At 47.7% G+C, this 24,715-nt stretch carries 16 protein-coding genes, 1 tRNA gene and 2 pseudogenes; 6 read left to right on the plus strand and 13 right to left on the minus strand.

The annotated features are described in order from the left end of the window. Positions 1–2: 2 nt before the first annotated feature. The 6 genes and pseudogenes from PJF56_RS22335 to murI all read left to right on the plus strand — a co-directional run. Positions 3–272, plus strand: a pseudogene (locus PJF56_RS22335) (helix-turn-helix domain-containing protein); the annotation flags it as partial. 57 nt (positions 273–329) lie between these two features. After that, positions 330–545 (plus strand): annotated as a pseudogene (locus PJF56_RS22340) (zinc ribbon domain-containing protein); the annotation flags it as partial. Between the two features lie 87 nt (positions 546–632). Next, entirely contained in the window at positions 633–2,060 is a 1,428-nt protein-coding gene (locus PJF56_RS07945) for a cation:proton antiporter (RefSeq protein ID WP_283762119.1), read from the plus strand. A 187-nt stretch (positions 2,061–2,247) separates the two neighbouring features. Next, complete coding sequence (locus PJF56_RS07950) at positions 2,248–4,185, plus strand: N-acetylmuramoyl-L-alanine amidase (protein WP_283762120.1); 1,938 nt, start codon at positions 2,248–2,250, stop codon at positions 4,183–4,185. Positions 4,186–4,291: 106 nt separating this feature from the next. Beyond that, a complete protein-coding gene (locus PJF56_RS07955) occupies positions 4,292–5,830 on the plus strand; it encodes an N-acetylmuramoyl-L-alanine amidase (RefSeq protein WP_283762121.1) in 1,539 nt (512 codons plus the stop codon). Between the two features lie 64 nt (positions 5,831–5,894). Then, positions 5,895–6,719 (plus strand): glutamate racemase, encoded by an 825-nt coding sequence (gene murI, locus PJF56_RS07960; protein ID WP_283762122.1) that lies wholly within the window; start codon positions 5,895–5,897, stop codon positions 6,717–6,719. Between the two features lie 35 nt (positions 6,720–6,754). Here the strand turns inward: murI and PJF56_RS07965 are convergent, their stop codons facing one another. The 13 genes from PJF56_RS07965 to PJF56_RS08025 all read right to left on the minus strand — a co-directional run bounded on the left by PJF56_RS07965 (position 6,755) and on the right by PJF56_RS08025 (position 24,492). Then, entirely contained in the window at positions 6,755–8,035 is a 1,281-nt protein-coding gene (locus PJF56_RS07965; protein ID WP_347179485.1) for a glycosyltransferase family protein, read from the minus strand. A 259-nt stretch (positions 8,036–8,294) separates the two neighbouring features. After that, the gene (locus tag PJF56_RS07970) at positions 8,295–9,083 is read right to left on the minus strand and encodes a hypothetical protein (RefSeq protein ID WP_283762124.1); all 789 of its coding nucleotides are present in this window, start codon (positions 9,081–9,083) and stop codon (positions 8,295–8,297) included. Between the two features lie 20 nt (positions 9,084–9,103). Further along, the gene (locus PJF56_RS07975; RefSeq protein WP_283762125.1) at positions 9,104–9,850 is read right to left on the minus strand and encodes a hypothetical protein; all 747 of its coding nucleotides are present in this window, start codon (positions 9,848–9,850) and stop codon (positions 9,104–9,106) included. 76 nt (positions 9,851–9,926) lie between these two features. After that, a complete protein-coding gene (locus PJF56_RS07980; RefSeq protein WP_283762126.1) occupies positions 9,927–13,526 on the minus strand; it encodes a hypothetical protein in 3,600 nt (1,199 codons plus the stop codon). 121 nt (positions 13,527–13,647) lie between these two features. Beyond that, positions 13,648–14,091, minus strand: coding sequence for a hypothetical protein (locus PJF56_RS07985; RefSeq protein WP_283762127.1), 444 nt, complete (start codon positions 14,089–14,091; stop codon positions 13,648–13,650). A gap of 94 nt (positions 14,092–14,185) precedes the next feature. Continuing rightward, positions 14,186–15,943, minus strand: coding sequence for a pentapeptide repeat-containing protein (locus tag PJF56_RS07990; RefSeq protein ID WP_283762128.1), 1,758 nt, complete (start codon positions 15,941–15,943; stop codon positions 14,186–14,188). A gap of 151 nt (positions 15,944–16,094) precedes the next feature. Next, positions 16,095–17,594 carry a TolB-like translocation protein gene (locus tag PJF56_RS07995; RefSeq protein WP_283762129.1) on the minus strand — a complete coding sequence of 500 codons (1,500 nt, stop codon included), beginning with the start codon at positions 17,592–17,594 and terminating at the stop codon, positions 16,095–16,097. A gap of 28 nt (positions 17,595–17,622) precedes the next feature. Beyond that, on the minus strand, positions 17,623–18,402 hold the full coding sequence (locus PJF56_RS08000; RefSeq protein WP_283762130.1) for a TIGR03943 family putative permease subunit: 780 nt from the start codon (positions 18,400–18,402) through the stop codon (positions 17,623–17,625). A gap of 12 nt (positions 18,403–18,414) precedes the next feature. Beyond that, positions 18,415–19,455, minus strand: coding sequence for a permease (locus PJF56_RS08005; protein WP_283762131.1), 1,041 nt, complete (start codon positions 19,453–19,455; stop codon positions 18,415–18,417). 150 nt (positions 19,456–19,605) lie between these two features. Further along, entirely contained in the window at positions 19,606–21,879 is a 2,274-nt protein-coding gene (locus tag PJF56_RS08010) for a GumC family protein (protein ID WP_283762132.1), read from the minus strand. A gap of 120 nt (positions 21,880–21,999) precedes the next feature. Further along, positions 22,000–23,298: an NAD(P)/FAD-dependent oxidoreductase gene (locus tag PJF56_RS08015; protein ID WP_283762133.1), complete on the minus strand. Its 1,299-nt coding sequence runs from the start codon at positions 23,296–23,298 to the stop codon at positions 22,000–22,002. Between the two features lie 258 nt (positions 23,299–23,556). Continuing rightward, positions 23,557–23,638, minus strand: a tRNA-Leu gene (locus tag PJF56_RS08020). Continuing rightward, positions 23,617–24,492, minus strand: a complete 876-nt coding sequence (locus tag PJF56_RS08025) for a M48 family metallopeptidase (RefSeq protein WP_283762134.1) — start codon at positions 24,490–24,492, stop codon at positions 23,617–23,619. Before PJF56_RS08025 ends, PJF56_RS08020 begins: the two co-directional genes overlap by 22 nt. Positions 24,493–24,715 lie beyond the last annotated feature (223 nt).

Genomic DNA, 24,715 nt, shown 5'->3' on the forward strand with positions numbered 1-24,715 from the left:
AGATGAGAGCGCGATACCAATATCGAATCTATCCAACCCAGCGCCAGACACAAAAACTTGCCCAGTTGTTTGGCTGTTGTCGCGTTGTGTGGAATGATGCTTTGACTAGAGTTAAATCAACCCCATCAGGAGAAAAGTGGCCGAGTAACTCAGAGCTACAAAAACAGGTAATCACTCAAGCTAAAAAGACTCCTGAACGGCATTGGCTATCTGATGTTTCAAGTGTTCCTTTACAGCAGTCTGTGCGAGATTTAGGTGTAGCCTTCTCTAATGTTATCAGTCGTTGGGAACCAACATCTCAAACTTGTTCAGAGTGCGGCTATAAATGGGGCAAAATAGACTTATCTATTCGTTCCGTTGTTTGTCTCAATTGCGGAACTGAACATGATAGAGATGAGAATGCTGCCAAAAACATAGAAAAAGTCGGGGCAGGGCATACCCACGACTCTAAATGGATAAAGAACGGGCATAAGACCAGGGTTTCTGGCAATCCGATAGCTTTGTCAAACCAACCGTCAGTTAAGCAGCTTAGTCTGTTTGATTAGCCGGAGAATCCCCATCTCTTTAGAGTGGGGAGTATGTCAAATTTGTAAAGAACCTGTACAGTAGACATCGATGAGTTAAATAACATAATGGTTGAAATACTCCCTTGGGTGTGTTCTCACACCCCAACCAGCCTCACCCCCTTATTAGCCACAGCAACTGAAAGCCAAGAGCCACCCAGCGCTACCCTCGTCTTAGCTGGGGTTCTTCTGAGCCTCGTTACCATCTATCTTGCCAGTAAAATTGGTAGCGAATTATGCGCTCGCCTTGACTTACCTCCCGTCCTAGGAGAACTTTTGGGAGGGGTGATTATCGGGGTCTCTGTGTTCAAATTTCTGGTTTTTCCAGAAGGTGGAGCAACAGCCGATGAATCCTTGATTATTACCTTACTGGAAAAAACAGCCGGTTTAACCCCGGAAGGAGCCAATGGTGTTTTTCTGGCTGAAAGTGAAGTCATCTCCGTTTTATCAGAATTAGGAGTTATTTTTCTCCTGTTTCAAATTGGTTTAGAATCAGATTTAAAACAACTTATTGATGCCGGAGTGCAATCGGCATTAGTGGCCGTGACTGGGGTAGTCGTCCCGTTTTTAACCGGTACATTGGGACTGATTTATTTTTTCAACGTGCCCAATATTCCCGCCATCTTTGCCGGTGCAGCTTTGACGGCGACCAGTATTGGCATTACGGCGAAAGTGCTGGCAGAAATTAAACGTCTGAATGACAAAGAAGGACAAATCATTATCGGCGCAGCCGTATTAGATGATATCCTCGGCATTATTATTCTGGCGATCGTGGCTTCCTTAGCGGAAAAAGGAGAAGTTGAAGTATCGAGCATTGTTTATTTGGTGATCAGTGCTGCTGCTTTCCTAATTGGCTCGATTTTCCTGGGTCGTCTCTTAATGCCCTATTTTATGGGGATGCTTAACAAACTCACCACCCCAGGAACACTGTTAATTGGTGGATTAATTATCGCCTTTATCTTTGCCTATATCGGTGCAATTATCCAACTCGAAGCCATTTTAGGAGCCTTTACAGCCGGTCTAATTTTGGGAGAAACGGAGAAACATCGAGAACTCGAAGAATTAGTAGAACCGATTGGATTTATGCTCGTTCCCGTCTTCTTCGTCACGGTAGGGGCGCAAACCGATCTATCCGTTCTCAACCCTGCTGTGCCCAGTAACCGAGAAGGCCTGATTATTGCCAGTTTCCTGGTGATAGTGGCGATAGTTGGTAAAGTAGTCAGTGGATTTACCCTCTTCGGCGGTGAACCGGTGAATCGGATTGCCATTGGTGTGGGCATGATTCCACGGGGCGAAGTCGGATTAGTCTTTGCTGGAGTCGGTTCTGCCAGTGGTGTATTGCCAGAATCCTTGGATGCGGCGATTATTGTGATGGTCATTTTGACCACGTTTGTTGCGCCCCCCTTATTGAGAGTGGCTTTTCAACAATCAGAACCATCCAGTGGAGAACCGAGCAAAGAACCCGCAGCGATCGCCAAATCGGAATCGAGCAAATAATCAGGCGATCGCCGCCCATCGGCATTACAATCAGCATTGAACAACAGATAGTGGGGGTGCAATCATACCGTTAGAATCGCGACTAGATCGCGATCGCTACCGAGATTGCCCCCCCATCTTTTTTTTGGTCAGCACTTGTAATATAGTGACTTGACTGTTACTTACAGACTCCTCCCAATCAACCGTCATGAAATTTAGTCACTCTTCTAGAGGCCCATCTGTGAAACTGCATTGGTTATTATCTAGCCTTTTAGGACTCTGGCTTTGGTCAGCTCCAGTCCAAGCAGCCAGTTTACAATATTGGCGGTTTGATGCCAGAAACAATCGTCTGGAATTTGCCACCAATGGCCGAGTTCAACCCAGCGCTCAACTGATCTTTAACCCCACCCGCTTAGTAATCGATCTACCGGGAACCAGTTTGGGCAACCAAATTCGCTCCCAACTGGTCTCTACCCCAGGCATTAAACAAGTCAGAACTGGGCAATTTGAGCGCAACACCACCCGCATCGTCATTGAATTAAACTCTGGCTACACCCTCGACCCCTCTCAAGTCAGATTTGTGGGATCTTCTCCTTCCCGATGGACGGTGCAACTGCCCCAACCCCAACGAGAGAGCAGCACCCCAAGGCGCTCTAATCCTCAGCCCACCTTAACTTCACCTCCCCCTTCTCGGCCGGTGGCTCAACAACCCTCCCCCAACCGCAGCAGCACGGGCAATAAAATTGAAGCCGTTCGCATCACTGGGGATGGGTTTTTCATTCGCACCACAACTCCCGCAGAAATTGCCAGGGTTGAGCGCTCTTCAGACCAGCGCCAAATTGAAATCGATCTCGAAGGGGTGAGTTTACCCGATAACTTAAACCCCAGACGCTTAAACATTAATAGCCGAGGGGTTAATCAACTGATTCTCAGTCCCTTAGAGGGGGATGAAACAGGAACCCGCATTACCCTCAATGTCAACCCGAATAGTGCAGATTGGCAAGCCTTATCCAGTCGGTTAGGGGTGGTTCTGATTCCCAGAGCAGGCAGTGGAACTGATGTGGCTAGTGCTAACCCTTGGCCGGCCGGTCGCGAGATTGAAGCCCCCGATCCCAATGTGCCCGATCCGAGTCAACCGCCCCTAATTCAGGCGATCGAGGTGTCTGGCAATAGCACGAATTCTCAATTGGTGATTCGCGCCAGTGGCCGAATGAATGCGGTGGGCGACTGGCCCAATCCTTCGGTCTATACCTTAAGATTATCTCCCGCTCGCTTAGGACAAAATCCGCCCCAGATGCCTACAGGGGGAAATAGTCCCTTTACCCGTTTTGATGTGCAACAAGCTGACGAGCAAACGGTGGTGATTTCCATGACCCCTCGTTCTGGATTTAGCTTGGGACAGATTAATCAACCGGGTTCTCAGGTGATTTCCCTATCCTTGGGGTCAGGCACAACTGCCCTCCCCCCCATTGCCACAACTCCTAATCCTCCCTCCGCAAACATTCCCATTCCCGTCCCTAGACCGGCTAATCCTCTCCCTCCTCAGCCGACGACTCCACCCCGTACCCAATGGCCCCTGCCTTCTCCAGGACGCACGCCCAATTCTCGGATTCGGGTGGTGATCGATCCGGGTCATGGGGGTCGCGATCCCGGTGCAGTCGGCATTCGTGGATTGCGAGAAACGGATGTGGTTTTAGATATCTCTCGGCAAGTGGCGGCTATTTTGCAACAAAATGGGGTGCAAGTGGTGTTAACCCGCGATCGCGAAGTAGAAATTGACCTTGCTCCTAGGGTGAATCTGGCCGAGCGAGTCAACGCCACCCTCTTTGTTAGCATTCATGCCAATGCAATTAGTATGAGTCGCCCGGATGTCAATGGAGTAGAAACGTACTATTACAACAGTGGCGCTCGTCTAGCCCAGATGATTCAAGGTTCCATCCTCCGGAGCATACCGATGAGAGACCGGGGAGTAAAACGCGCTCGCTTTTACGTCCTGCGTAGAACTTCGATGCCCGCCGTATTAGTGGAAACTGGATTTGTGACTGGGGCCCAGGATGCTCCCAGGTTAATGAATCCGGCCTTTAGAAGTCAGATGGCTCAGGCGATCGCCAATGGAATTTTGCTGTACATCCGGCAATACTACTAGAGCTACGTTCGGAAAGTTTCACGCCCTCATAGCGGGTTCATTTCCAAAGCTTAGGTAGTGAGTCGGAGCAGCAAGGGCGTATCACTATCATCAGCGAGGAAACGGCGTGAAACTTCATTGGCTCTTACCAGGTGTTTTAGGATTATGGCTGCTCTCATCTCCCGTGTATGCAGCCAGTTTAGAAAATTGGCGCTTTGATGCCAGAAACAATCGTTTAGAATTTACCACCGATACCAATGTTCAGCCCAGGGCGCAGCTCATTTACGGGCCGACTCGTCTGGTGATTGACTTACCCGGCATTCAGTTAGGCAGAGCCTTACGAGAGCAGTTGATCAATACTCCTGGCATTGCCACAGTCCGCACCGGCCAGTTCAATTCTAATACCACCCGCTTAGTGGTGGAACTTGCACCGGGCTATACCCTTGACCCCAATCAAGTCAAATTCCAAGGCATTTCCCCCCGTCGATGGGCGGTTCAAATTCCCAATCCTCAACGGGATGAACGACCCGTTCCTCCTCCTGTTGCTACGCCTGCCCCCCCTAGCAGTGCTTCATCGGTGGTCGAAGCCATTCGGGTGACCGATGGTGGCTTTTATTTACGGGTAAATGGCGAAAAGCCTAAAGTCAAGTCGGTTAGACGCACCTCAGATCAAGAGCAAATTACGATCGATTTTGAGGGGGTGACCTTAGCGCCGGATTTACACCAAAGACCGTTACCGATTAATAGTCGAGGGGTACGGCAAATCCAGATGAGCCAACGGGAGGATTCTATCGTGCGGGTGACTTTAGATGTAACTCCTGCCAGTCCAGATTGGCAAGGGTTAACCAATAAGTTTGGAGCAGTGATTATTCCCATTTCCGGCAGTCGTGGTTCCATGGGTCAAGAGGCCCAACAGCCTTGGCCCAGAAATCGGGAACTGGCATCGGTGAATTCTTCCCTGGGCCCTGCTCCGACGCAACCTCCATCTGCTCTACCGCCTCAAGATGGAATTGCGATTAATGTGCCGCCACCGGCTAATCCTTTGCCTCCGACTCCCCCTCGTCCCCAACCTTTACCTCCTCCGACAACCAATCCTCGTCCGTCTACTCCGACTCCTCCTCGTAATTCTCGCATTCGGGTGGCGATTGACCCCGGCCATGGGGGCAGAGACCCTGGAGCAGTGGGCAATGGACTGCAAGAGAAACATATTGTGATGGATATCTCCAATCAAGTGGCGGCTATCCTGGAACAGAATGGGGTGCAAACGGTGATGACTCGTCGGGATGACCGGGAAATTGATTTAGCGCCTAGGGTAGCGACGGCCGAACGAGCTAATGCGACGTTGTTTGTGAGTATTCATGCGAATGCTATTAGTATGAGCCGTCCGGAAGTGAATGGGCTGGAGACATTTTACTATCAAACGGGTGAACGTTTAGCTCGCGATATCCAGAATAGTATTCTGCAAACTTTAAATATTCGCGATCGCGGAGTGCGGCGTGCTAGATTTTATGTGCTGAGGAAAACATCCATGCCTTCTGTCTTGGTGGAAACTGGTTTTATCACGGGTCGGGAAGATTCGGTGAAGTTAGCTAATCCGGTTTTCCGTCGCCAGATGGCTCAAGGAATTGCCAATGGCATTCTGCGCCATATTCAGCAAAACTATTAATGGGGGGAAGCACCCATTGCTAAACCCCATGGTGTGAGTGAGTGATTTGGAGTAAATACGAAGCATGACCATCAACCATCGGCCAATTGGGGTTTTTGATAGCGGTGTGGGTGGACTGACGGTTCTGAGCGAACTGTATCGTCAGCTTCCCCAGGAATCGATTATTTATTTTGGGGATACGGCACGCTTGCCCTATGGTACGCGATCGCCAGAAGAGATTATTCAATTTGTACGGGAAATTATTACCTGGATGGAAAACCAACAGGTGAAAATGGTGGTGATGGCTTGTAATACCAGTAATGCCTTGGCCTTAGAAGCCATTAATGGTGAGTTCTCGGTTCCCATCCTGGGATTGATTTTACCAGCCGCGAGAGCGGCTGTTTCTGTGGGTAAACGTATTGGGGTAATTGCTACTCCTGCTACTGCTGCCAGTCAAGCCTATCGCCAAGCTATGATTGAAGTCGATCCGACGGTTCAGGTTTGGCAAGTGGGCTGCCCAGAGTTTGTGCCCCTGATTGAACAAAATCGGATTAACGATCCCTATACTTATGAGGTGGCTCGCTCCTATTTGCAACCTTTGCTACAACAAAAGATTGATACCCTGGTTTATGGCTGTACCCATTACCCTCTGTTAGATTCGGTGATTCGTCAACTGTTGCCCAAAACTGTACAAATCATTAATCCAGCAGTTCATGTGGTTCAATCCACGGCACAAGAGCTAGATTTGTTGGGTTTGCGCCATACTTGTGCCCCTAAACCGACCTACTTTTGTGTTAGTGGTTTGGCTCAACAGTTTAGGAGTCGTTCTGTGTGTTGGTTAGGACATACTCCCCAGGTTGAACAGGTGGATTTGAGTTATCTACCTATGTCGAATTCTCTGGCTTCTTAATCCCCTCATGGCAAGACTTTAGCCGGGTCACGGGACTAGCACCCAGGGCTATAGGGGATGTCTATTTGTGCGATCGCCATCTGAGCTAATTCTGCTGCCGCTCCACGGTGTCCGCGCACCTGAGCGAGGCGATCGCCCATTTCTTCTAATTGCTCTGGATACTCTAAATACTCAATCACTTGCTGGGCAACGGCTTCAGCCTCTAAATGTCCCACCCATTCCGGCACGATCATTTCATTTGCCCAAATATTGGGCCAGGCAAAAAATTCCCCTCGCTGCTGTTTCCAGAATAAAATCGCTTTATTTATCGCTTTAGCCAGACTCGAACCCACGGCTGGTAAATGGGCTAATAGTCCCCAAATGCCATCCCAACTCCGCATCGCGTCGAGCTGTTGGGTGGGCAATAACACGATCATGGGAATCCCCAAAGACCCCAATTCTGCCGTATTTGCCCCCACAGTGGTGATACACAATTGACATTGCCTTAGCACGTCATAGGCAGGAAAGGGAGTCCAGAGGTCAATTTCTAAGCTACTGGGGGTTTTGAGGCGCGGTATGGGCCCGGTTTGGATTAACTCCGCTTCCCCTGTGGGCCAATGGTGCAACGTAGGATTGAATTGGGGATTACCAAATTGGGCTAAGGTTTGGATATCGAGGGTCGGCGCAACGGGAATGATAAACTGGGTTTGAGGGCGCTGTTGATGGATTAATTGGGCGATCGCCAACGAAAATGGTAATCCCGGCCGTAGTTTATCCGGTTTTGACCCCGGTAATAGGGCAATCAACTCCCCGTTAACTGGATATTCTGATGTTGAGACAGACTCGGCCGAGTCTGCCATTAAATCTCCCACTACGGTGAATTTATGGGATAATGAAGGCTTAACTTTGTCTAAAACTTGCCGATTCATCACCGCAAATTGGTCAATCCAAGGCTGCCATCTGGCTTCCCATTCTGCATAAACCAAGGTTCGATAGCCCAACCGCTTGCCTAAAACCAGGGTAAAAAACTGATCGCCACCCAGAAAAAGTACCAGACCGCGATCGCTCCATGGCCAATTTTGGGCCGTTTTCCCCCACAATAAAAAAGGGATAAAATCCTCCGGCCCCTGAACCCGGTTCACCTCTGGCCAAGCAGCCGCCATCTGCATTTCCGAACCACTCGCATTCGGACAGGGAGACAACACCACCGAGATGCGAACCCTGTTGTTATCGACTCCTAAAGCTTGGCGAATTTCTTTGACCACTGGACGCACCCAAGTGGTTAATTCTCCCGGCCCATTGGAGAGAATCAGAATATCGATCGTACTTTCAGACACAGATTGGGTAATGGGTAATGGGTAATGGGTAATGGGTAATGGGTAATGGGTAATGGGTAATGGGTAATGGGTAATGGGTAATATCAAGTCCGGTGAATGGGAAAAGACAAGCGGGCAAGATGCCCGCACTCCTGGAATACCTTGATATTCTGGAGTGGGAGCGTCTCGCTCCCTAGACTTTTAATTATGGTGTTTCCGCTTCGCGGACATGAATAACCGGACTTGATATAATTGGTAAGGGGAAAAACTGATTACTCAATCAGACCCCGAATTGTCCCCAAATTTGTTGGGCAATGCGTTTGGTTAATGTGGGTCGAGAAGTAAACAATTCTCGCAAAGCCCAAGAACTGAGCCGGGGAAGCGTTGTCATCATCCGCCGAATTAACCAGTCCCGGAACCAAAAGCCCAGAAATGTGCCAATGACTGCGGGTAAAACCACCCAAAGCAATAGGGAGATCAGGACTTGTTGAAGAGCGCCAGGGTCTTGAAGAACGACGATCAGGTTTCTGATCACCAAGATCGCGTCTGGAATCCAGATCGTCAGCATGGCGATCGCCCAAGCAATGCGATCGACCAACTGAGTCGTTCTCAATTGCAAGAAACTCAACAGCTCATTAATCAACCAATTGTGGCTTTGAACCACTCGCAAACACTCCGGTTTGTTCAGTAACTCTCGACCTACTTGGTTGATAATGTCACCATCCGGAGATAGCACCGTCCGTAATAGAAACTTGCCTTCCTTCGCCTCATTGCCTACATAGAATGTCTTAAATGTCAAGGCAGATTGAATCGTTCCCCAAGAGGTCGTATCAACAACTACCAGTTGCCTCAGATCCACCAGGAGACGAGCCAACTGGCGGGGGGGGATAATTAGGCGATCGCCTCCCAACCGCACTCCCTCAATTTGCCTGAGCATCAACGGATTCAGATAAAATACAAATTCGCCCTCTTCCGCTCGAATACAAGGCGCAATCAAGCTTCCTGGGGTTTCTGGGGGATTTACCAGCGATCGCACCCGCTCTGCCGTATTTCGGATAAACTTAAACACACTCTCCTTTGGAGTCTCATCTACCGATTAGGATTAACAAACGTAGCAGCCGGTAATCTAAACCGTCCATCCGTACTTTTTTCCAGAATATTTTGCACAATCTCCACCATAAACTCCAGCAAACCGCGCCATTGCCGTTCCCCAGAACTCACCCCCTCATTATGAATTTGGATCAACAACTCCTTCTGATCGAAACTCAACAGTTGCTCATGGTAGCGATTAATAATATCACCATCGAGCTGCATCACCGTTTGGGCATAAATAATATCCGTTGACTCAGAACTGAGATCTTGACTATCCAAAGCCGCTTTCAGTTCTAGCAGTTTACGCAAACCCCGTAAAAAACGCCCATTCGAGAGCAACTGCTGTAGCTTTTCCTCATCCTTGGGATCGTCTGGATTCGGCAGTCGCTCTTGAGGATCGAATAAATCATTCGTCGGACTATTAAGTACCTGGCGATACTCCATCAGCATTTTACGACGCAATCCATAATAGCGATGGTAAAGAGCTGGCGGAATTTTACGCTCATAAAAATATTGTTCATCCCCTTCATGCTCCGGAATCTCATAAATATAACGATAGGCCTCTTGGGGGACAAATTTGCTCCCCGTAATCTGAGCCACCACCATCGTATTCACTTCCAAGGCAGTCATATCGGTGAGGACTTCACCCAACCCAATGACAAAATCACTAAACCGACGCTGAAGACTAGAGGTTTGTGTTGGTTGCCCATCCTGGGTGGGCGTTATCTCAGTTGAATCAGGCATAACCATTTCACTCCTATTGAAAAAAGTATAGATCGACTAGGCTAGAGAATCTCTGAGCCGACAGAGAACTCTAATTCTAAGATTTTTTGTCCTCAAAAGGATCTTCTAAATCAGCAAAAGGATCTTCATCCAAATCATCAAAGAGTTCTGAATCTTCTTGGGTTGATTGCTCGAATGAGTCTAGAGACTCGCCAAAAGGATCGGCCTCTTCTTCATCAGCAAACAAATCTGCTAAGGGGTCAACCTCATCCTCCTCTTCTAACATCAGTTCTTCTGTCGTGGCCGCAGGGGCGATCGCCTCCTCCTCTGTCTCCCAATCCTCAGACAACAGATCGTCTAGTCCATCTGAGCGATCCAAAACTGAATCTCGATCTGACTCCCCAGAGGAATCTAACCCCTCTTGGGCAAATTCGTCAATCATTTCTTCTGACTCTGGCTCCACCACCGTCGGTGCAGTATGACTCACAGGTGACTCCTCCCACAGATCCCCCATATCTGCCTCAATTTCCTTCACCGCTTCCGCATCTCTGCGCGATCGAGCTTGAGCCGGATCTTCAGCCTCTATAGTTCCCTCATCAACGGACGGAAAATCTAACTCCTCCGTATCCCCAAAAACATCTAACAGATCCTCCTCTTCTTCCACACCCCGATCCTCAGTCACACCCCCAGAAAAATCCGGAGCTTCCAAAGGCGTTTGCACTTCCTCTTCTGCAAATACATCGAGTAACTCTTCTGTTTCCCCAGAAAATTCCTCGGAAGAGGTTGGATCGTTCCAGATCGTCTCTGACATCGTATCCGTTTCAAACTCGCTTAAAATTTCTGCTTCTTGTTCCTCTGATACTTGTGGAATATCCAATGACTCTTGCTCGGAACTCCCAAACGGATCTCCTTCCGCTTCTTCTATTTTTTCCCATAACAATTCTTGGGATTCATCCGTGAGCAGATCTCCCGATTCTTCACCCGCAAACGGATCTTCTTCCGTCACCACTAATTCCTCTTCTACCGATTCTTCAAATACGGGCGTTTCTACTGATTCTTCCTCTTCCCATAACCCTTCCATTTCTGAAGTCTCTTCACTAGCAAACGGATCGTCTTCCGTCACCACCAATTCCTCTTCTACCGATTCTTCAAACACCGGCGTTTCTACTGATTCTTCCTCTTCCCATAACCCTTCCATTTCCGAAGTCTCTTCACTAGCAAACGGATCGTCTTCCGTCACCACCAATTCCTCTTCTACCGATTCTTCAAACACCGGCGTTTCTACTGATTCTTCCTCTTCCCATAATCCTTCCGTTTCTGAAGTCTCTTCACTAGCAAACGGATCTGCTTCTGCCGATTCTTCCAATTCTTGCATTTCTGAAGTCTCTTCACCAACAAACGGATCTTCTTCCGTCACCACCAATTCCTCTTCTACCGATTCTTCAAACACCGGCGTTTCTACTAATTCTTCCTCTTCCCATAATCCCTCCGTTTCTGAAGTCTCTTCACTAGCAAACGGATCTGCTTCTACCAATTCTTCCAATTCTTCCATTTCTGAAGTTTCGTCACTAGCAAACGGATCGTCTTCCGTCACCACCAATTCCTCTTCTACCGATTCTTCAAACACCGGCGTTTCTACTGATTCTTCCTCTTCCCATAATCCCTCCGTTTCTGAAGTTTCGTCACTAGCAAATGGATCTTCTTCTACCAATTCTTCCAAGTCTTGCATTTCTGAAGTTTCTTCGCCCGCAAATGGATCTTCTTCCGTTACTACCAATTCTTCGTCTAGAGATTCTTCAAATACGGGCGTTTCTGAAGTCTCTTCACCCGCAAACGGATCTGCTTCTGCCGATGCTTCCAATTCTTGCATTTCTGAAGTTTCTTCGCCCGCAAACGGATCTTCTTCTGCCGATGCTTCCAATTCTTGCATTTCTGAAGTTTCTTCGCCCGCAAACGGATCTGCTTCTGCTGATTCTTCCAATTCTTCCATTTTTGAAGTTTCTTCACTAGCAAACGGATCTTCTTCCGTCACCACTAATTCTTCGTCTAGAGATTCTTCCAATTCTTGCATTTCTGAAGTTTCTTCACCTGCAAACGGATCTTCTTCCGTTACCACCAATTCTTCGTCTAAAGATTCTTCAAATACGGGCGTTTCTACTGATTCTTCCTCTTCCCATAACCCCTCCGTTTCTGAAGCTTGTTCTAAGGATTCTTGAGAAGAGAGATCGCCAGAAGATTCTGTGTCTGTTTCTTGGTGTGTTGTTCCATATTGAGCATCAAACTCTGCCATAATATCATCTTCGTCTGAATCTTCGTCGGACGACTCTAGATCGGGCAAGTTTTCTTCTGGCTGTTGAGAAGTTTCAGCAGAGGACTCTTGGATATCGGTGGGTAAGGAATCTATTGGGGAATCAGGGGTTCCTTCTTCTGTATCGAAACTTTCTAATAAATCTTGATCGCTCGAGTCAGTTATTTCAGACAAAGATGAATCAGCACTTTCGGTTTCTAGTTGGACTGCATCGATGACGGGTAAGGTTCCTAATTCTGAAGGGGTTAGGTCGGGTTCTACACTTAATTCTTCCGAGCCAACTTCGGAATCATCAGCATCAAATGCAGCCATAATTTCATCGTCTTCTGGGTCTAAGCTAGAATCGACACTGGGTAATGATGAATCGATTTCAGTTTCTAGGGTTGAAGATTCTAGGTCTGTGTCTAGTTCGGGGATTTCTGGAGAGTCTTCAATGGGGATTAAGGGGGGTTCTTCGATCGCACCTTCGGCGATCGCTTCTGAACTTTCCTCTAGATCGGATTGAGCCGCATCTGAGTAAGTCGCATCAAAGGCGCTCATGATCTCTTCTTCTTCATCATCTAGAGGTTCTTCAGATTCGATCTCTAGATCGTTAGTGTCTTCTGAGGGATCGTCTGGTTGTTCTTCCGGTTCAGATGCTTGTGCTGCTGAGGTAACCGCAACGGCGGCGGCGGTAAATCCGGCTGCTGCCGCAATGGTTTCTAGGCTGAGATCGGTTTGTTTTTGGCTCTCTGATGAAGATTCGGGTTCATTTTCCCCAAAAATGTCATCGAGGGGATCTGAGGGGGTTTCGGGTTGAGTTTCAACCGGTTGAGTATCAAAAGAGTCGAAAAAGTCCTCTTCGGGGTCTTCTGAGGGGGGTAGGGAAGGTTCTGGGGGGCGATCGCCCATTTCCTCACCCCTATCTTCCACTGGAGGCACTTCTACCTCCCAATCCACGGTTTCTGAGTTTTCCTCCGAAGAAGGAGCGCTCTCATTATTTTGACCCGCAACTGTTTCCAGATGAGTCACCACCGTCTCAAACTCAGTTTGTTGCATCTCTGCCCATAATCCAAACAGTTTTTGAATACTGTTAAGATTGCGTTTAATGATTTGCCGACTCGATCGAATCTGATTAATGTGGAACTCTCGCAGTTCAGTAAAAGGCCCATTCCCCACAAAGTGACTACCCACTTCGGTATCGATTTCGCCATCAACGATATTAATCCGGCTATGCATCCGATAACCCGGTTGGGATTCTGGTTGCTCATCTGGGTTGACGCTATAGGGATCGGCTAAGGAGATCCAGGTCGTGATTTCCAGTTCTATTGATTCACTTAAGGCGGTTTTCAAAGCATCGAGGAGTTCTCCTGCTTTGATTGCTTCCCGAAAGTCGTCAGTGGCTGCCATGATGATAGTTCCTCGTTAATCGATGCCGGAAGCCGATACTCGACCCCATATGAGCAAACCTAAACACCTGTCTATGCTATCTGAAATTTGCACAAGTTTGATACTGTTTTCACAAACCCATCTATTTACCCTTGAGTAGGTTGGAGGGTTTAGAGCTAGAGAGTTGAGCCGCTTGTACTGAAGAGATTTTCTTCATGCTTGCGGCCAAGATAGCAAAGAGTTGCTCTAGGTTATCTAAGTTCTGTTCCAGGATATCGCGGCTTTCGTCAATTTGACTCAGATGAAAGTCTTTTAGCTCAGTGTAAGGGCCATTCCCCACAAAATGACTCCCTACTTCGGTATCAATTTTGCCTTCTATGATGTTGATCCGAGTTCGCATCTGATAACCTGATGTCGCCTGAGTTGCACTGTCGGTTGGATGAGAGTTCGCAGGACGTTCATAGCGAACGCCGTCGGCAACCCAGGTTTTAATATCAAGTTCGACGGCTTCGCTCAAAGCAATTTGTAGAGCATCTTTAATATTCCCAGCTTTGAGCGCGGCTTTGAAGTCATCACTAGCTGCCATCCCTAAATCCCCCTCTTGAGTTTGCGTGCCTTAACTTAGGCCCATGGAATAATTATCAGGGATTGAGTATGAATAATCAAGGAGATTTCACAGTTCAACTCAATTCGGATGAGTTTTCCTGCTTCTGCTTTTTCCATAAAATGGCGATCGCCACCCGCACCGACTTCCCCATCATGGACACCCGCATTTCTGGAGAAGCCTTTTTCTCCCACTGAAGCAAGCTATTACGAAAAGCCTCATCCTGTTGCGATCGCTGCACTATAGCTGACACAATCACCTTTTTCTGGAGCTGCTCTAGGGCAATCCCTTCCTCTTTCAAATAATTTAACAACCGTTCAATATTAGCCACAAACTGCTCCGGTAGTTGGGAAAACAGAATCGACTTAATCTGCTTCGAGGTCTCCTGATACAACTGCTGTTGGCGATCGAGCATCGGTTTCGGAGGCGGAGGGGGTGGGGGACTCTGATTTACCACAGGTCGAGATTCAGGTAAAGTTGGATGTTTCAAAAGGCTCAATAATTGCTGGCGACACAGCGTAAACCGTTCCTTAACTTCCGGATACAAATTCAAAATCTGTTCAGAAAGTATTTTGGCATTCACCACATGATTCGCTAATAACCTCAGCAAATATTGATGATCCATCGGCACATAAGATTCAATCGTTAAATGCAGCTCTAAATTTTCCTGTTGCAATTCCGCCAAAGTCAGAATCAACACTTCCCAATTGGGCGGCTCGCTAAACAAAACCTCAATCGTTGTACTACTTTCTTGATACTCTTGCCCCAGTTCTCCTGGCTCAAAATCTCGATTCACTGGATAGCGGCTGGTGGGACGTTTCGTCGTAAAATTATATTGTCTCCACAAATATCGACAGATGACCTTAGATAAATCAACACCCTCAATTTTCCAATTTTGGATACACGCACCCGTTAAATTACAACCATCTAAAATTGTCCGAATCAGTCGAGTTTCCAATAACAGAGCATCCGTCAGATCCGTTTCCCCCAAATTGGCATCACTCAAATAAGATCCACTTAAATCGGCCCGTCTGAGATTCGACCCCCGTAAATTGGCATGACTTAAATTTCCTTGCAACAGATAAACATCTTCTAAATTCGTTCGCAACAAATGAGAATTCTTAAAGCTCGTTTTCAGCAAATACGCTCCAGCCAAATCAGCCCGACTCAAATCGGCATAATCTAGCATTGCATCGCTTAAATCAGCCCCCGTAAGAATCACTCGATGTAAATCCGCTCGACTTAAATCAGCCGATCGCAGACAACAGTTGAGTAAATTCGCCTCCGTTAAATTCACCTCAACCAAAATTGCATTGCGTAAATTGGCCTCCTCTAAATGGCTCTCCCGTAAATTCGCCCCTGTTAAATTGGCTCCCGTCAAATTTGCATGACGCAGATTTGCTTCCATTAACTCCGTTTTGCTTAAATTCACACTCGTTAGCTTTGCCCGTTCTAAATTAATTTGATCTAACGTTGAATTTTGCAAATCAGCACTGGTTAAATCTGCTTCTGTCAGGATCGCCCAATTGAGTTCTGCTTCCTGGATTCGGGATAAGCGTAAATCCGCCTTAGTTAAATTCGCCCCACTGAAATTACAACCCTTTAATTGACTACTGGTTAAAACCACATTACTTAAATCCGCATGTCGCAAACAGGCTCCTGTAAGATTGGCTTCATTGAGCGATACCCAAGTTAAATTGGCTCCAGTTAAATCTGCCCCAGTCAAATCAATTTGCCGTAAACTTGCCCCACTGAGGTGAGCGCCACTGAGGTCTACATGGGCAAAATCCCGTTCTCCTTGTCGATAGCGATTGAATAACTCTTGTGTTTCCATGAAAACTGGTGATGGGTTCCCTGAACTGGAGTAAAATCGGGTTTTGATTGACCGGAGCTGTTACTCCAGTCCCCCCTAGTGTACGTCAACCGGTTGAGCATAGGAGGAAACTAGATTACACCATTGCGTCAGCCGATGGAGGAGAGCCGGGTTAAGGTAACCATTGAGGATCGGAGCCTTTTAAGGGCAGAACTTCGGGTTTAATTTGGGGATCTTCCTTTAATTGGTCGGCATCAATAATCGGTAAGATCCAAAGGTTACTGTTGACTGAGTTCTCTGGAGGAGTAGCTGGGGAGTCTTCGAGGGCATCGACTTGGTTGTGATCGAACAAAATCGCCACGCCATCGGGGGATAAACTGATCTGGATTTCCCGTTGGTTGGGCAAGCCGACTAAGGGAATTTGCTTGCTGGTTTCTAGATCGATGAGGCTAATATAGGGCAGTTCTTGGTACACCTCTCCGGGTAAGAGTTCGGAGAGCAAACAATAGAGTAGGGTTTGGGTGGGGTCAAATTCGCAGGCTTTAATTGATCCATTGGTTTTGAGTAGTTCTTTTTCGGTTCCTTGGTTGGTGACGAGATAGAGCGATCGCGTGAAGTCGGTATTAAATTTGATCATCGTCGCGGCGGAACCATCGGGGGCAAAGCTGAGAATTTGACCAAATTTAGGCAGAAAGTCTAAGGGTTGGTTCGTGGGTTCGGAGTCATCCGGATAGAGGGGAAGCAGGGCAACCCCTTCTCCTTGTAAGAGGGCTAAAGCCTGGGAATCGGGAGTAATTAAAAATTCTCCTCCGGGTTGGTTTTCCATGGGATAGGGGTCTCCTTTTTCCGGAATTAGCCAGAGGCCAAAATCTCCGGGGTCGTCACGATTCACCCGTTGTACTACAATGGTTTTACCGTCAGGAGAGAGATCGAAGGCCAGATTTTGATGGGTTTCGTTGTCTAGAATGTCTTCGATAATCCCCGGATTTTCCCCAGATTTTAAGCCGGTGGTGGTGGTATAAAGCTTTTGCTCGATCAGTTCCTCACTCTCGGCTTCCGTATCCCGTGCTGAAAAGAGGATGCGATCGCGATCGGGATATGGCTCAAAGGCCATCACCTCCAGATTAGGCGGGCTGAGGATCTCTAGATGATTTTGAGTCAGATTATAGAGAATTAAGCGCCCCGACTCTTCGCCCTGATTGCCAATATAGACAAACACGCGATCGCGAGTTCTAAATTGACCCACAAAAGGTTGAATAGTCGCTCCCTGTCGAGCATCAGAATATTGATCCCTTGCCCCTTCAATTTGCACCTTAAATTCTGTCCCATAGGGTGCAGGCTTATTTAACGTATACGCCATTCTGCGACCGGCCCAACTGGTTTTACCCGATAACGACGGTTCAATTTTCAGATTATTTTCTACACTTTCCCGATTCATGGGATGACTAAATTGCAAAATAAATGCCTTATCTTGAGCCATAATCGTTTTATTTTCCCAAGTAAATGCCCTTACCCTGGGCGCGGCATTCCTGCCGGTAATGACTAGGAAAAACATGACCACAAATAGCACAATGACTACCCCAATTACCACGCGATCCAGAGGTTGCCAATCTTTAACCTTGGGTTCGATTTTGGCGGTGTAAAAATCCATTAAATAATCGGGAATATTCATGCTTCTACCCATCGATAATACAATAGCTTTAGTAGTTATAAGGATTTCTAGGTTCGGGAATGGGCTGAATTTCTTGGGCAACAATTACCAACCTGCGCTCATCATTTAAAACTTCTGTTGCCATTTCTCCTTTTACCTCAATCCAACTATCTTGGGCATAGGTTTCGCGAGATTCGGGAAACTTAACCGGTAAACCAATCGGATAAGCATCTGCCGCACAACAGGTAATAATAAACCGAGAAACTAATCCATATTCTGGGGGAAAGTCGGGGGGATGAATCACAAACCCACTCACCTGCACCTTTTGCCCTGTATAGGCATCCGGTTCGGGATAAACATTCAAAGTCCTGACCCATTCCACCAAAGACTTTTCCTCCGGTCTCGTCACAGCCGTAAATGACTGGGGCGTGATTTCTGTAACCGGGACAAAATCATTCACTCCTCGTTTCAAAGCTGTTTCAGACGTAAACGCTTGGGGACGAATGGTTAGACTAAGGATCGCCGTAAATAATAACAGATAGCAACTGAAACTCTGGGGCAATAGGGTAACATGCTCCCGCAAATCACCAGAATTTCGAGGACGGTCAACCAAACGTTTTTGGTAATGTTTCCACAGTTGCCCTCCCTTGACTATACTGAGTCCAAGTAAACACACTCCGGCCATAACGATCAGCCAATGGTAGGCTGGGTGAATCAGTAAATTCAGTTCTCCACCGATCCATAATTTGAGTAACAAGAATCCCCATAATCCCGTGGTGACCACATCTAAGGTGGGAAGCCAACGCTGAGGAAAACGCAGTTTATTCATCATCCTTGAAAATTAATCCACCATGTGATAGAGAAAGGTCAACACAAAGGTTAACTGGGCGGCTAAAACCAATAAATAGATAATAGGCCTGGGTTTAAACATCGACAACATCAGCCCGACACTTTTGATATCAATCATGGGGCCAAAAACGAGGAAAGCCAGTAAGGAGGCGCTCGTAAATGTGGAGGCAAAGGAGAGGGCAAAAAAGGCATCAACGGTGGAGCAAATGGAGACCACTGCCCCTAAAATCATCATGGCAACAATTGAGCTGACAGGGCCTGTGCCCACGGCTAGGATGAGATCGCGGGGCATTCCTACTTGAATGATAGCGGCGATCGCACTGCCAATGACTAACACTCCCCCCAACTCCCGTAACTCTTGCAGCGTATTGTCCATAAACAAGCGTGCGCGATAAGACCAAGGCTGTTTGACTAAATCTTGAGATAACTGGGTTGCGTCCCAAGTTGACTGATCCAGACGTACCCGTTTCCCCTGCTCGCCAATAATATAGGTTCCCGATTGCAAGAGCGATAAGGATTCATCTTTCTCTTCATCAAAGTCAGAATTAAAATTAGAACTGCTAGAATCAGCAGCAGGCATTAAGCGCACCATTCCTGGTTGCAACAGGGGGCGCAAATCCGCTTGTGAACTAAAAATCCAAGCAATTCCTGTGGCAATCAGCAAGGAAAAGATGACCCGAAAGACGACTAATTCCGGTTGGTCTCGAAAAGCTGTCCAGGTTGACCAAATCACCACGGGATTAATCGTCGGTGCAGCCAGCAAAAAACCCACTGCCACCGAAGGGGGAAATCCCTGAAGTAAGAACCGACGAGCAACGGGCACATTGCCACATTCACAGACCGGAAATAGAAAGCCAATGGCGCTTCCTGCCAGCGCTCCGAGTAAGGGGTGTTTGGGAATAAAGTTCAGGAGTTTGCGCTCATCTACAAAAAAGAGAAGGGCGCTAGAAAGTAATACTCCCAGTAACAGAAAGGGAAAAGCTTCAACAATGAGGCTTAAAAAGATGGTAAAGGCAGTTTTGAACTGAGTCATTGGGTTCAACGCTTGGGATAGGTGAAGAGCGCTCCTGGGATCGTATGGGAGTAAGGGTTTGCCCAGTTATTTTATCTGAAAACTCTTCATAGAATATTAAACCCTTGTTGATTCTTTCTCCAGGGAATCTCTTTATCCGGCTTGGTGGGCTTATCGTTTTGTGCTTTTTTCTCCAGGCCGTGGTGTGGGAGCTTTGCCATTACCATTATGACCATTATGACCATTATGACCATTACGTGGGAAGGCATGAGTGCCATTGCCCTCATTCAGGATAGCTTCAGACTCAAGGTCTCCATTGAGATCGGGAGTTTCGACGATCGCCGGTGGAGGTAGGGGCTGGATGTTCATTTCCTCTGCATTAATCACAATGCCCAATAAACTGTAGTCCTCGGATTCTTCGAGGAGGTCAATTTTATCGGCTAAATGGTCGCTGATGGTATAACCGGCACGGGTGACGAGGATTACGCCATCGGTATAGCGCTCTAAAATGAGAGGATCGTTACAGAGATTGAGGGCAGAAGCGTCAACGACGACAAAATCAAACCGTTGGCGAGCATCTTGGATTAGAAGGCGCATTTCGGCGGATTCGACTACGGCGGCGGCATATTCGTAGGGGCCAAAACTGGGGACAATGTAGAGGTTTTCAATGTTGGGAACCAGGCGAATGCAGTCGCTAATTTGGCTGTAGTAGCGCAGGGGTTCCAGGGTGGAGTCGGGATCGGGAACGACTTTTAGGTTGTGGGCGTTGGAGGGGTTGCGTAAGTCGGCTTCGATCAGGAGGGTACGTTTTCCGGCTCTGGCGGAGGCGATCGCCAAATTATAGGCAGTGACACTTTTTCCTTCCTGGCGATCGCCACTGGTAACTAAGACCACTTTGGGCTTTTCTTCCACTTGCCGCAATGTAGAGCGGAATCGTTCATAACTATCCAAATAGGGGGAATGGCGAGAGAGCATGAGCGGCACTTCTACCCCAAAAGCATCCCACTCTTCGACAAAGGGTAGAATCCCCAAAATTTGCACTTCACGCTCACTAACAAAGGCTTGAATATCTTCCACGGTTTGCATAGCGGTAGCGAATACCATACCCAAACCAAAGATGGCTGCTGCTCCTAAAATTGTGCCCCCGACTGCGCCAGCCGGTAGGAGCAGCAAAATCGGTAAAGGGGCTGGCGGAACAATGGTGTCAGCTAATCGGGGCGGTTGGGCAATGTTTAAATTACCCACCGTTTCCGCTTCGGCGGTTTGGGCATCAATCAATTTGGCTTGAATGGTGTCATAAAATTGTTTGGTCAAAACCACCTGCTGTTCTAATCTCGCCCGTTCTGCTTGAGTATTGGGCAACCCAGCATATTCCTGTTTCAATTCGGCGGCAATGGTTTTCGCGACTGCCAATTCTTTCTCTAGGGTTTCTTTTTGGGTTTGCAGACCTACCAATTCTTGGGCGATCGCCTGCCGTGCCGGATCGAGACTACTATCCTTACGAATTTGGTCACCACTTCTCAAGGGGGCAGCCAGTCCATCCCCCCCAATCACCTCAGCCGCTCGCGCTGTTAACAAATTCTCTGACGAGGCTAATTGTCGTCTTAACTCCACCATTTGCGGATTATCCGGGCGCAGGGTTTGACGAAGCAACAACTCCTGAGATTCTAACTCATACAACTGACCCCGCAATCTTTGAATGATCGGATCGGCACTTAAAGCGGCTGAAGCATAGGCTTGATCGGGATTCAAACCCAATTGCCGTTGCAGACTCGCCATCTGAGTTGCCACCGTTTCAATTTGCAACTCTAATTGTCGTTGCTGCTGTTCATTTTGCGTAATTGAACCCGGTAATTGAGTCCGTTTAATTTCTGCGAATTCCGTTTGTCGAATAAATGCTTCCAGCTCATTTTCCGCCTTACGCAGCTCTTCTACCACCTTCGGTAAGCGCTCATTGAGGGTTTGAATAATCGACCGCAAGCGACTGGTATTGAGGCGACGGCTTTGTTGAATCAACTCTTGCACTAACACTTCAGTAATTTGTCTACCTTGCGATCGATTATCCCAAGTGAAAGACACATACAACAGAGAAGGGGTTCGACTATTGTCCCGAATTGAAGCCTCTTTCTGTAATTCCCTAGGGTTAATCTGAATTTTGGGATGATCCGCAACCGTTTCTAAGACCTCACCGGTTAAGAGCAACTCTTCAGCATTTTCTTTAAGTTGTTGGCTTTGGGCCTGGATAGAGGTTCCGGTTTCCGAAATCGTTACTGGAGGCGTAGTAATTCGCAAAACCGCTTGGAATTTATAACTGGGAAGACCTTGGGGTTCTTGAAGCACTGCAAATCCTCCACCCCCAAGTGCCCCTACCATCAGGCCAATGGGAATTGCTAACCAATATTTTTCAAAGGCAAGTTTATATTTTTTGATCAGGGGTGAAGTCATGGTTATATCCAGGCTACTTACAAAGAAATTCCCTTATGTCTACTTTAACTTAGACCCAGTTGAATGAACAACGGACAAAACCATGACTACAGTTAGCTAGGCAAAAGTTGGGATATGACTCTACCCATTAGTAATGAATTGGGGTTCGATATAGGGTTTGGAAATATTGACTTGGAATAATATCCGCAGTCCCAAGCGTTCAAACCAGGGCACTCCTAAACCCCATTTCATTTTCACTATAAAGTAATATTCCAGGAGTTCTTTGGCCCAAACGACCCAATGGCCTTTAAGAGCATAGGAGTTTTGGCGCTCTCCCAAACTCGGATCGGGTAATACCGGAATGGCCACATACACAATGCCTGTATCTCCATATTCGGCTAAACAAACGGATTCTAGGGTGGGGCGCTGGAAGGGGGCTGAAATGGCTCCACTGGCGACACCAATATTATGGGCCACAGCTACGGCCATTGCTTCGGTCATGGCTCCACTTTTGGGTAAACCGATGGGAATGGGGGTTCGATCGGGTTGGTCGAGAGCAACGGTTACTCCTAGGGCATAGACGGAGGGAAAGTCCCGATGCCGATAGGTGGGGGTTACGGGAATAAAGCCTTTGGCGTTGGCAAGGTCTGGGAGTTGTTGCAGGTATGTGGCTCCCCGGAAGGCGGGTAATATCATGGAGTAGCTGAAGGGGAGTTGTTCACCGGTTTTCAGGGTAACGGTGTCTGGGCTAATGTGGGTAATTTCGGCATTGGTAATGGTTTGGATGCCCCGTTCTTGTAGCAGTTCGCTGGTGTATTCTTGGGAGTTTTTGACATTATTTACGCCGAGGTGGCCGATGTAGGGTTCTGGGGTGACATAGGTGAGGGTGACTTGATCGCGTAATCCTCGACGGCGTAATTCCCAATCTGCCATGAGGAGGAATTCGTAAGCGGGGCCAAAACAGCCCGCTCCGGCCATGGCTCCCACGACCATGGGGCCGGGGTTTTCCAGATATTTTAACCAGGCTTCTCGCGCATGTATGGCGTGATCGGGGGTACAAACGGATTGGGTGTAACCGCCATGGGGGCCGAGGCCAGAGATTGCGTCAAAGGCGAAGGAGGCTCCAGTGGCGATCGCTACATAATCATAGTCAACGGTTTGCCCGCCTTCTACGGTAATGGTTTGGGTATGGGGGTTGAGATCCGTGACTTTGTGGTTAATCCATTCAATGCCTAAGCGTTTCAGATGGGGTTCGAGATCGATTTGAATGGACTCTAGAGAAGCCATATCGAGGGCGACTCGGATTAATCCAGGGATAAAGGTAAAGTGGGAGTGATCGCTAATGAGGGTGATGCGATCGCTCTTGGGTAGTAAGCTGCGTAATTCATGTACTGCGGGCAGCCCACCTAAACCTGCACCAATTACCACAACGTCTGTCATCTTTTTTTCTCCAAAGCTTGCTTGTGTACTGACCTCGCCCTAACCAGAGACGAGTTGATAAATGTTTAGTTATTAATATAACTATATAGCGATATTATTAAAAAAGCAAGATTTTCTAATCATGTCCGCTTGCAGAAAATCCCCCTACTTGGAAAGCAGGCTGTAAACAGCCCCCCTTTTTGAAGGGGGGTTGGGGGGATGGAGATGCAGGAAATACAGCTTTCTGGCTGTATCTTCTTTTTTATCTCCTTGTCGATATGGGCGGAGAGAGACTCGAACTCTCATACCCGAAGGTGCCACATTTTGAGTGTGGTGCGTCTACCAATTTCGCCATCCGCCCTTGTGGATAGCTCGATCATTATAACCTATTTTCAGATTTTGCAACAGGTTTTGATAATCTTGGCTTCTTCCCCATCGATCCACTTCCCGTGCCCGGAGAACGGGAACGGGGTGGGTAAGTTCTGAACTTTGGGCTTCTTTGAGCAGTTGACCGAGTTGGCTCTCATCAATGCGATCGTAGGCACGGGCTTGGTCAATAAAGGCATCTAGGTTAAGTTGGGGAGCCAGAGAGGGCGATCCCCCGGCGAGTTTCATGAGGACGGACATGACGACTCTGGGATTTTGGCTGACGAGGAGGGCGGAGCGATCGCAGGAAAACTCAGCACACCTCACCCATTCCATTAACTGGCTCTGTAGTTGTTGAGCGACTACGGTTCCCCAGGTGGGGACTAAACTAGCTCCGAGTACCATCAGGTTGGCTAAGGTCAGATATACCCCATGGTCGCATTTGAGGTGGCCTAATTCATGGGCAATCACGGCTTGAATTTCTTCGGGATTAAGCAGTTCGATCAAAGAGGTATGAACCACCATAAACGGTTGTCGTCCCCGCATGGCGAAGGTATAGGCGTTGGGAACCGGATGCTGTTTAATGTAGAGTTGGGGGGGTTCTAGGTCTAAGATCTGACAGGCTTCTAGGAGCAACTGGTGTAAATGGGGCAGTTGGCGATCGCTCACCAAAATACTAGAGGCAATATTATCCAAATAGAAATATTTTTCTCCCACGGGAGCGAGCAAATTCCGGATCGCCATATCGAGTCCCGGTAATTGCTTGAGCGCTTGCGTCGCTTCCCGATCCAGGGGATGACGGAAATGATCGGCTTTAAGACCCCTAAAAATCAGTTTTGATAGTTCCATAGAACACTTCAACTTTCACGATTTGGGCAATGAACTGAATCAACACTCTCAATTCCCAACTGATTGTAGCAACAATTGCCAAAAGCGGGTTGAATATTCAACCCGCTTTTGGATGTTTAACTTGTTGATGATTACCTGATGAAGCGTCATCCAGGCATTAGTTAGAATCCGTTTTAGAGCGACGATCAACTCTAACCTCCATAGTCTGATTCCACTTGACCTA

The sequence above is a fragment of the Roseofilum halophilum BLCC-M91 genome, assembly GCF_030068445.1.
Lineage (GTDB): Bacteria > Cyanobacteriota > Cyanobacteriia > Cyanobacteriales > Desertifilaceae > Roseofilum > Roseofilum halophilum.

Excerpts from the sequence above, each read along its gene's own strand:
- murI (WP_283762122.1), top strand. The coding sequence starts at position 5,895 with ATGACCATCAACCATCGGCCAATTGGGGTTTTTGATAGCGGTGTGGGT.
- PJF56_RS08025 (WP_283762134.1), bottom strand. The coding sequence starts at position 24,492 with ATGGAACTATCAAAACTGATTTTTAGGGGTCTTAAAGCCGATCATTTC.
- PJF56_RS08000 (WP_283762130.1), bottom strand. The coding sequence starts at position 18,402 with ATGAATAAACTGCGTTTTCCTCAGCGTTGGCTTCCCACCTTAGATGTG.
- PJF56_RS07950 (WP_283762120.1), top strand. The coding sequence starts at position 2,248 with ATGAAATTTAGTCACTCTTCTAGAGGCCCATCTGTGAAACTGCATTGG.
- PJF56_RS07995 (WP_283762129.1), bottom strand. The coding sequence starts at position 17,594 with ATGAATATTCCCGATTATTTAATGGATTTTTACACCGCCAAAATCGAA.
- PJF56_RS07945 (WP_283762119.1), top strand. The coding sequence starts at position 633 with ATGGTTGAAATACTCCCTTGGGTGTGTTCTCACACCCCAACCAGCCTC.
- PJF56_RS08015 (WP_283762133.1), bottom strand. The coding sequence starts at position 23,298 with ATGACAGACGTTGTGGTAATTGGTGCAGGTTTAGGTGGGCTGCCCGCA.
- PJF56_RS07985 (WP_283762127.1), bottom strand. The coding sequence starts at position 14,091 with ATGGCAGCTAGTGATGACTTCAAAGCCGCGCTCAAAGCTGGGAATATT.
- PJF56_RS08005 (WP_283762131.1), bottom strand. The coding sequence starts at position 19,455 with ATGACTCAGTTCAAAACTGCCTTTACCATCTTTTTAAGCCTCATTGTT.
- PJF56_RS07990 (WP_283762128.1), bottom strand. The coding sequence starts at position 15,943 with ATGGAAACACAAGAGTTATTCAATCGCTATCGACAAGGAGAACGGGAT.
- PJF56_RS07980 (WP_283762126.1), bottom strand. The coding sequence starts at position 13,526 with ATGGCAGCCACTGACGACTTTCGGGAAGCAATCAAAGCAGGAGAACTC.
- PJF56_RS08010 (WP_283762132.1), bottom strand. The coding sequence starts at position 21,879 with ATGACTTCACCCCTGATCAAAAAATATAAACTTGCCTTTGAAAAATAT.
- PJF56_RS07975 (WP_283762125.1), bottom strand. The coding sequence starts at position 9,850 with ATGCCTGATTCAACTGAGATAACGCCCACCCAGGATGGGCAACCAACA.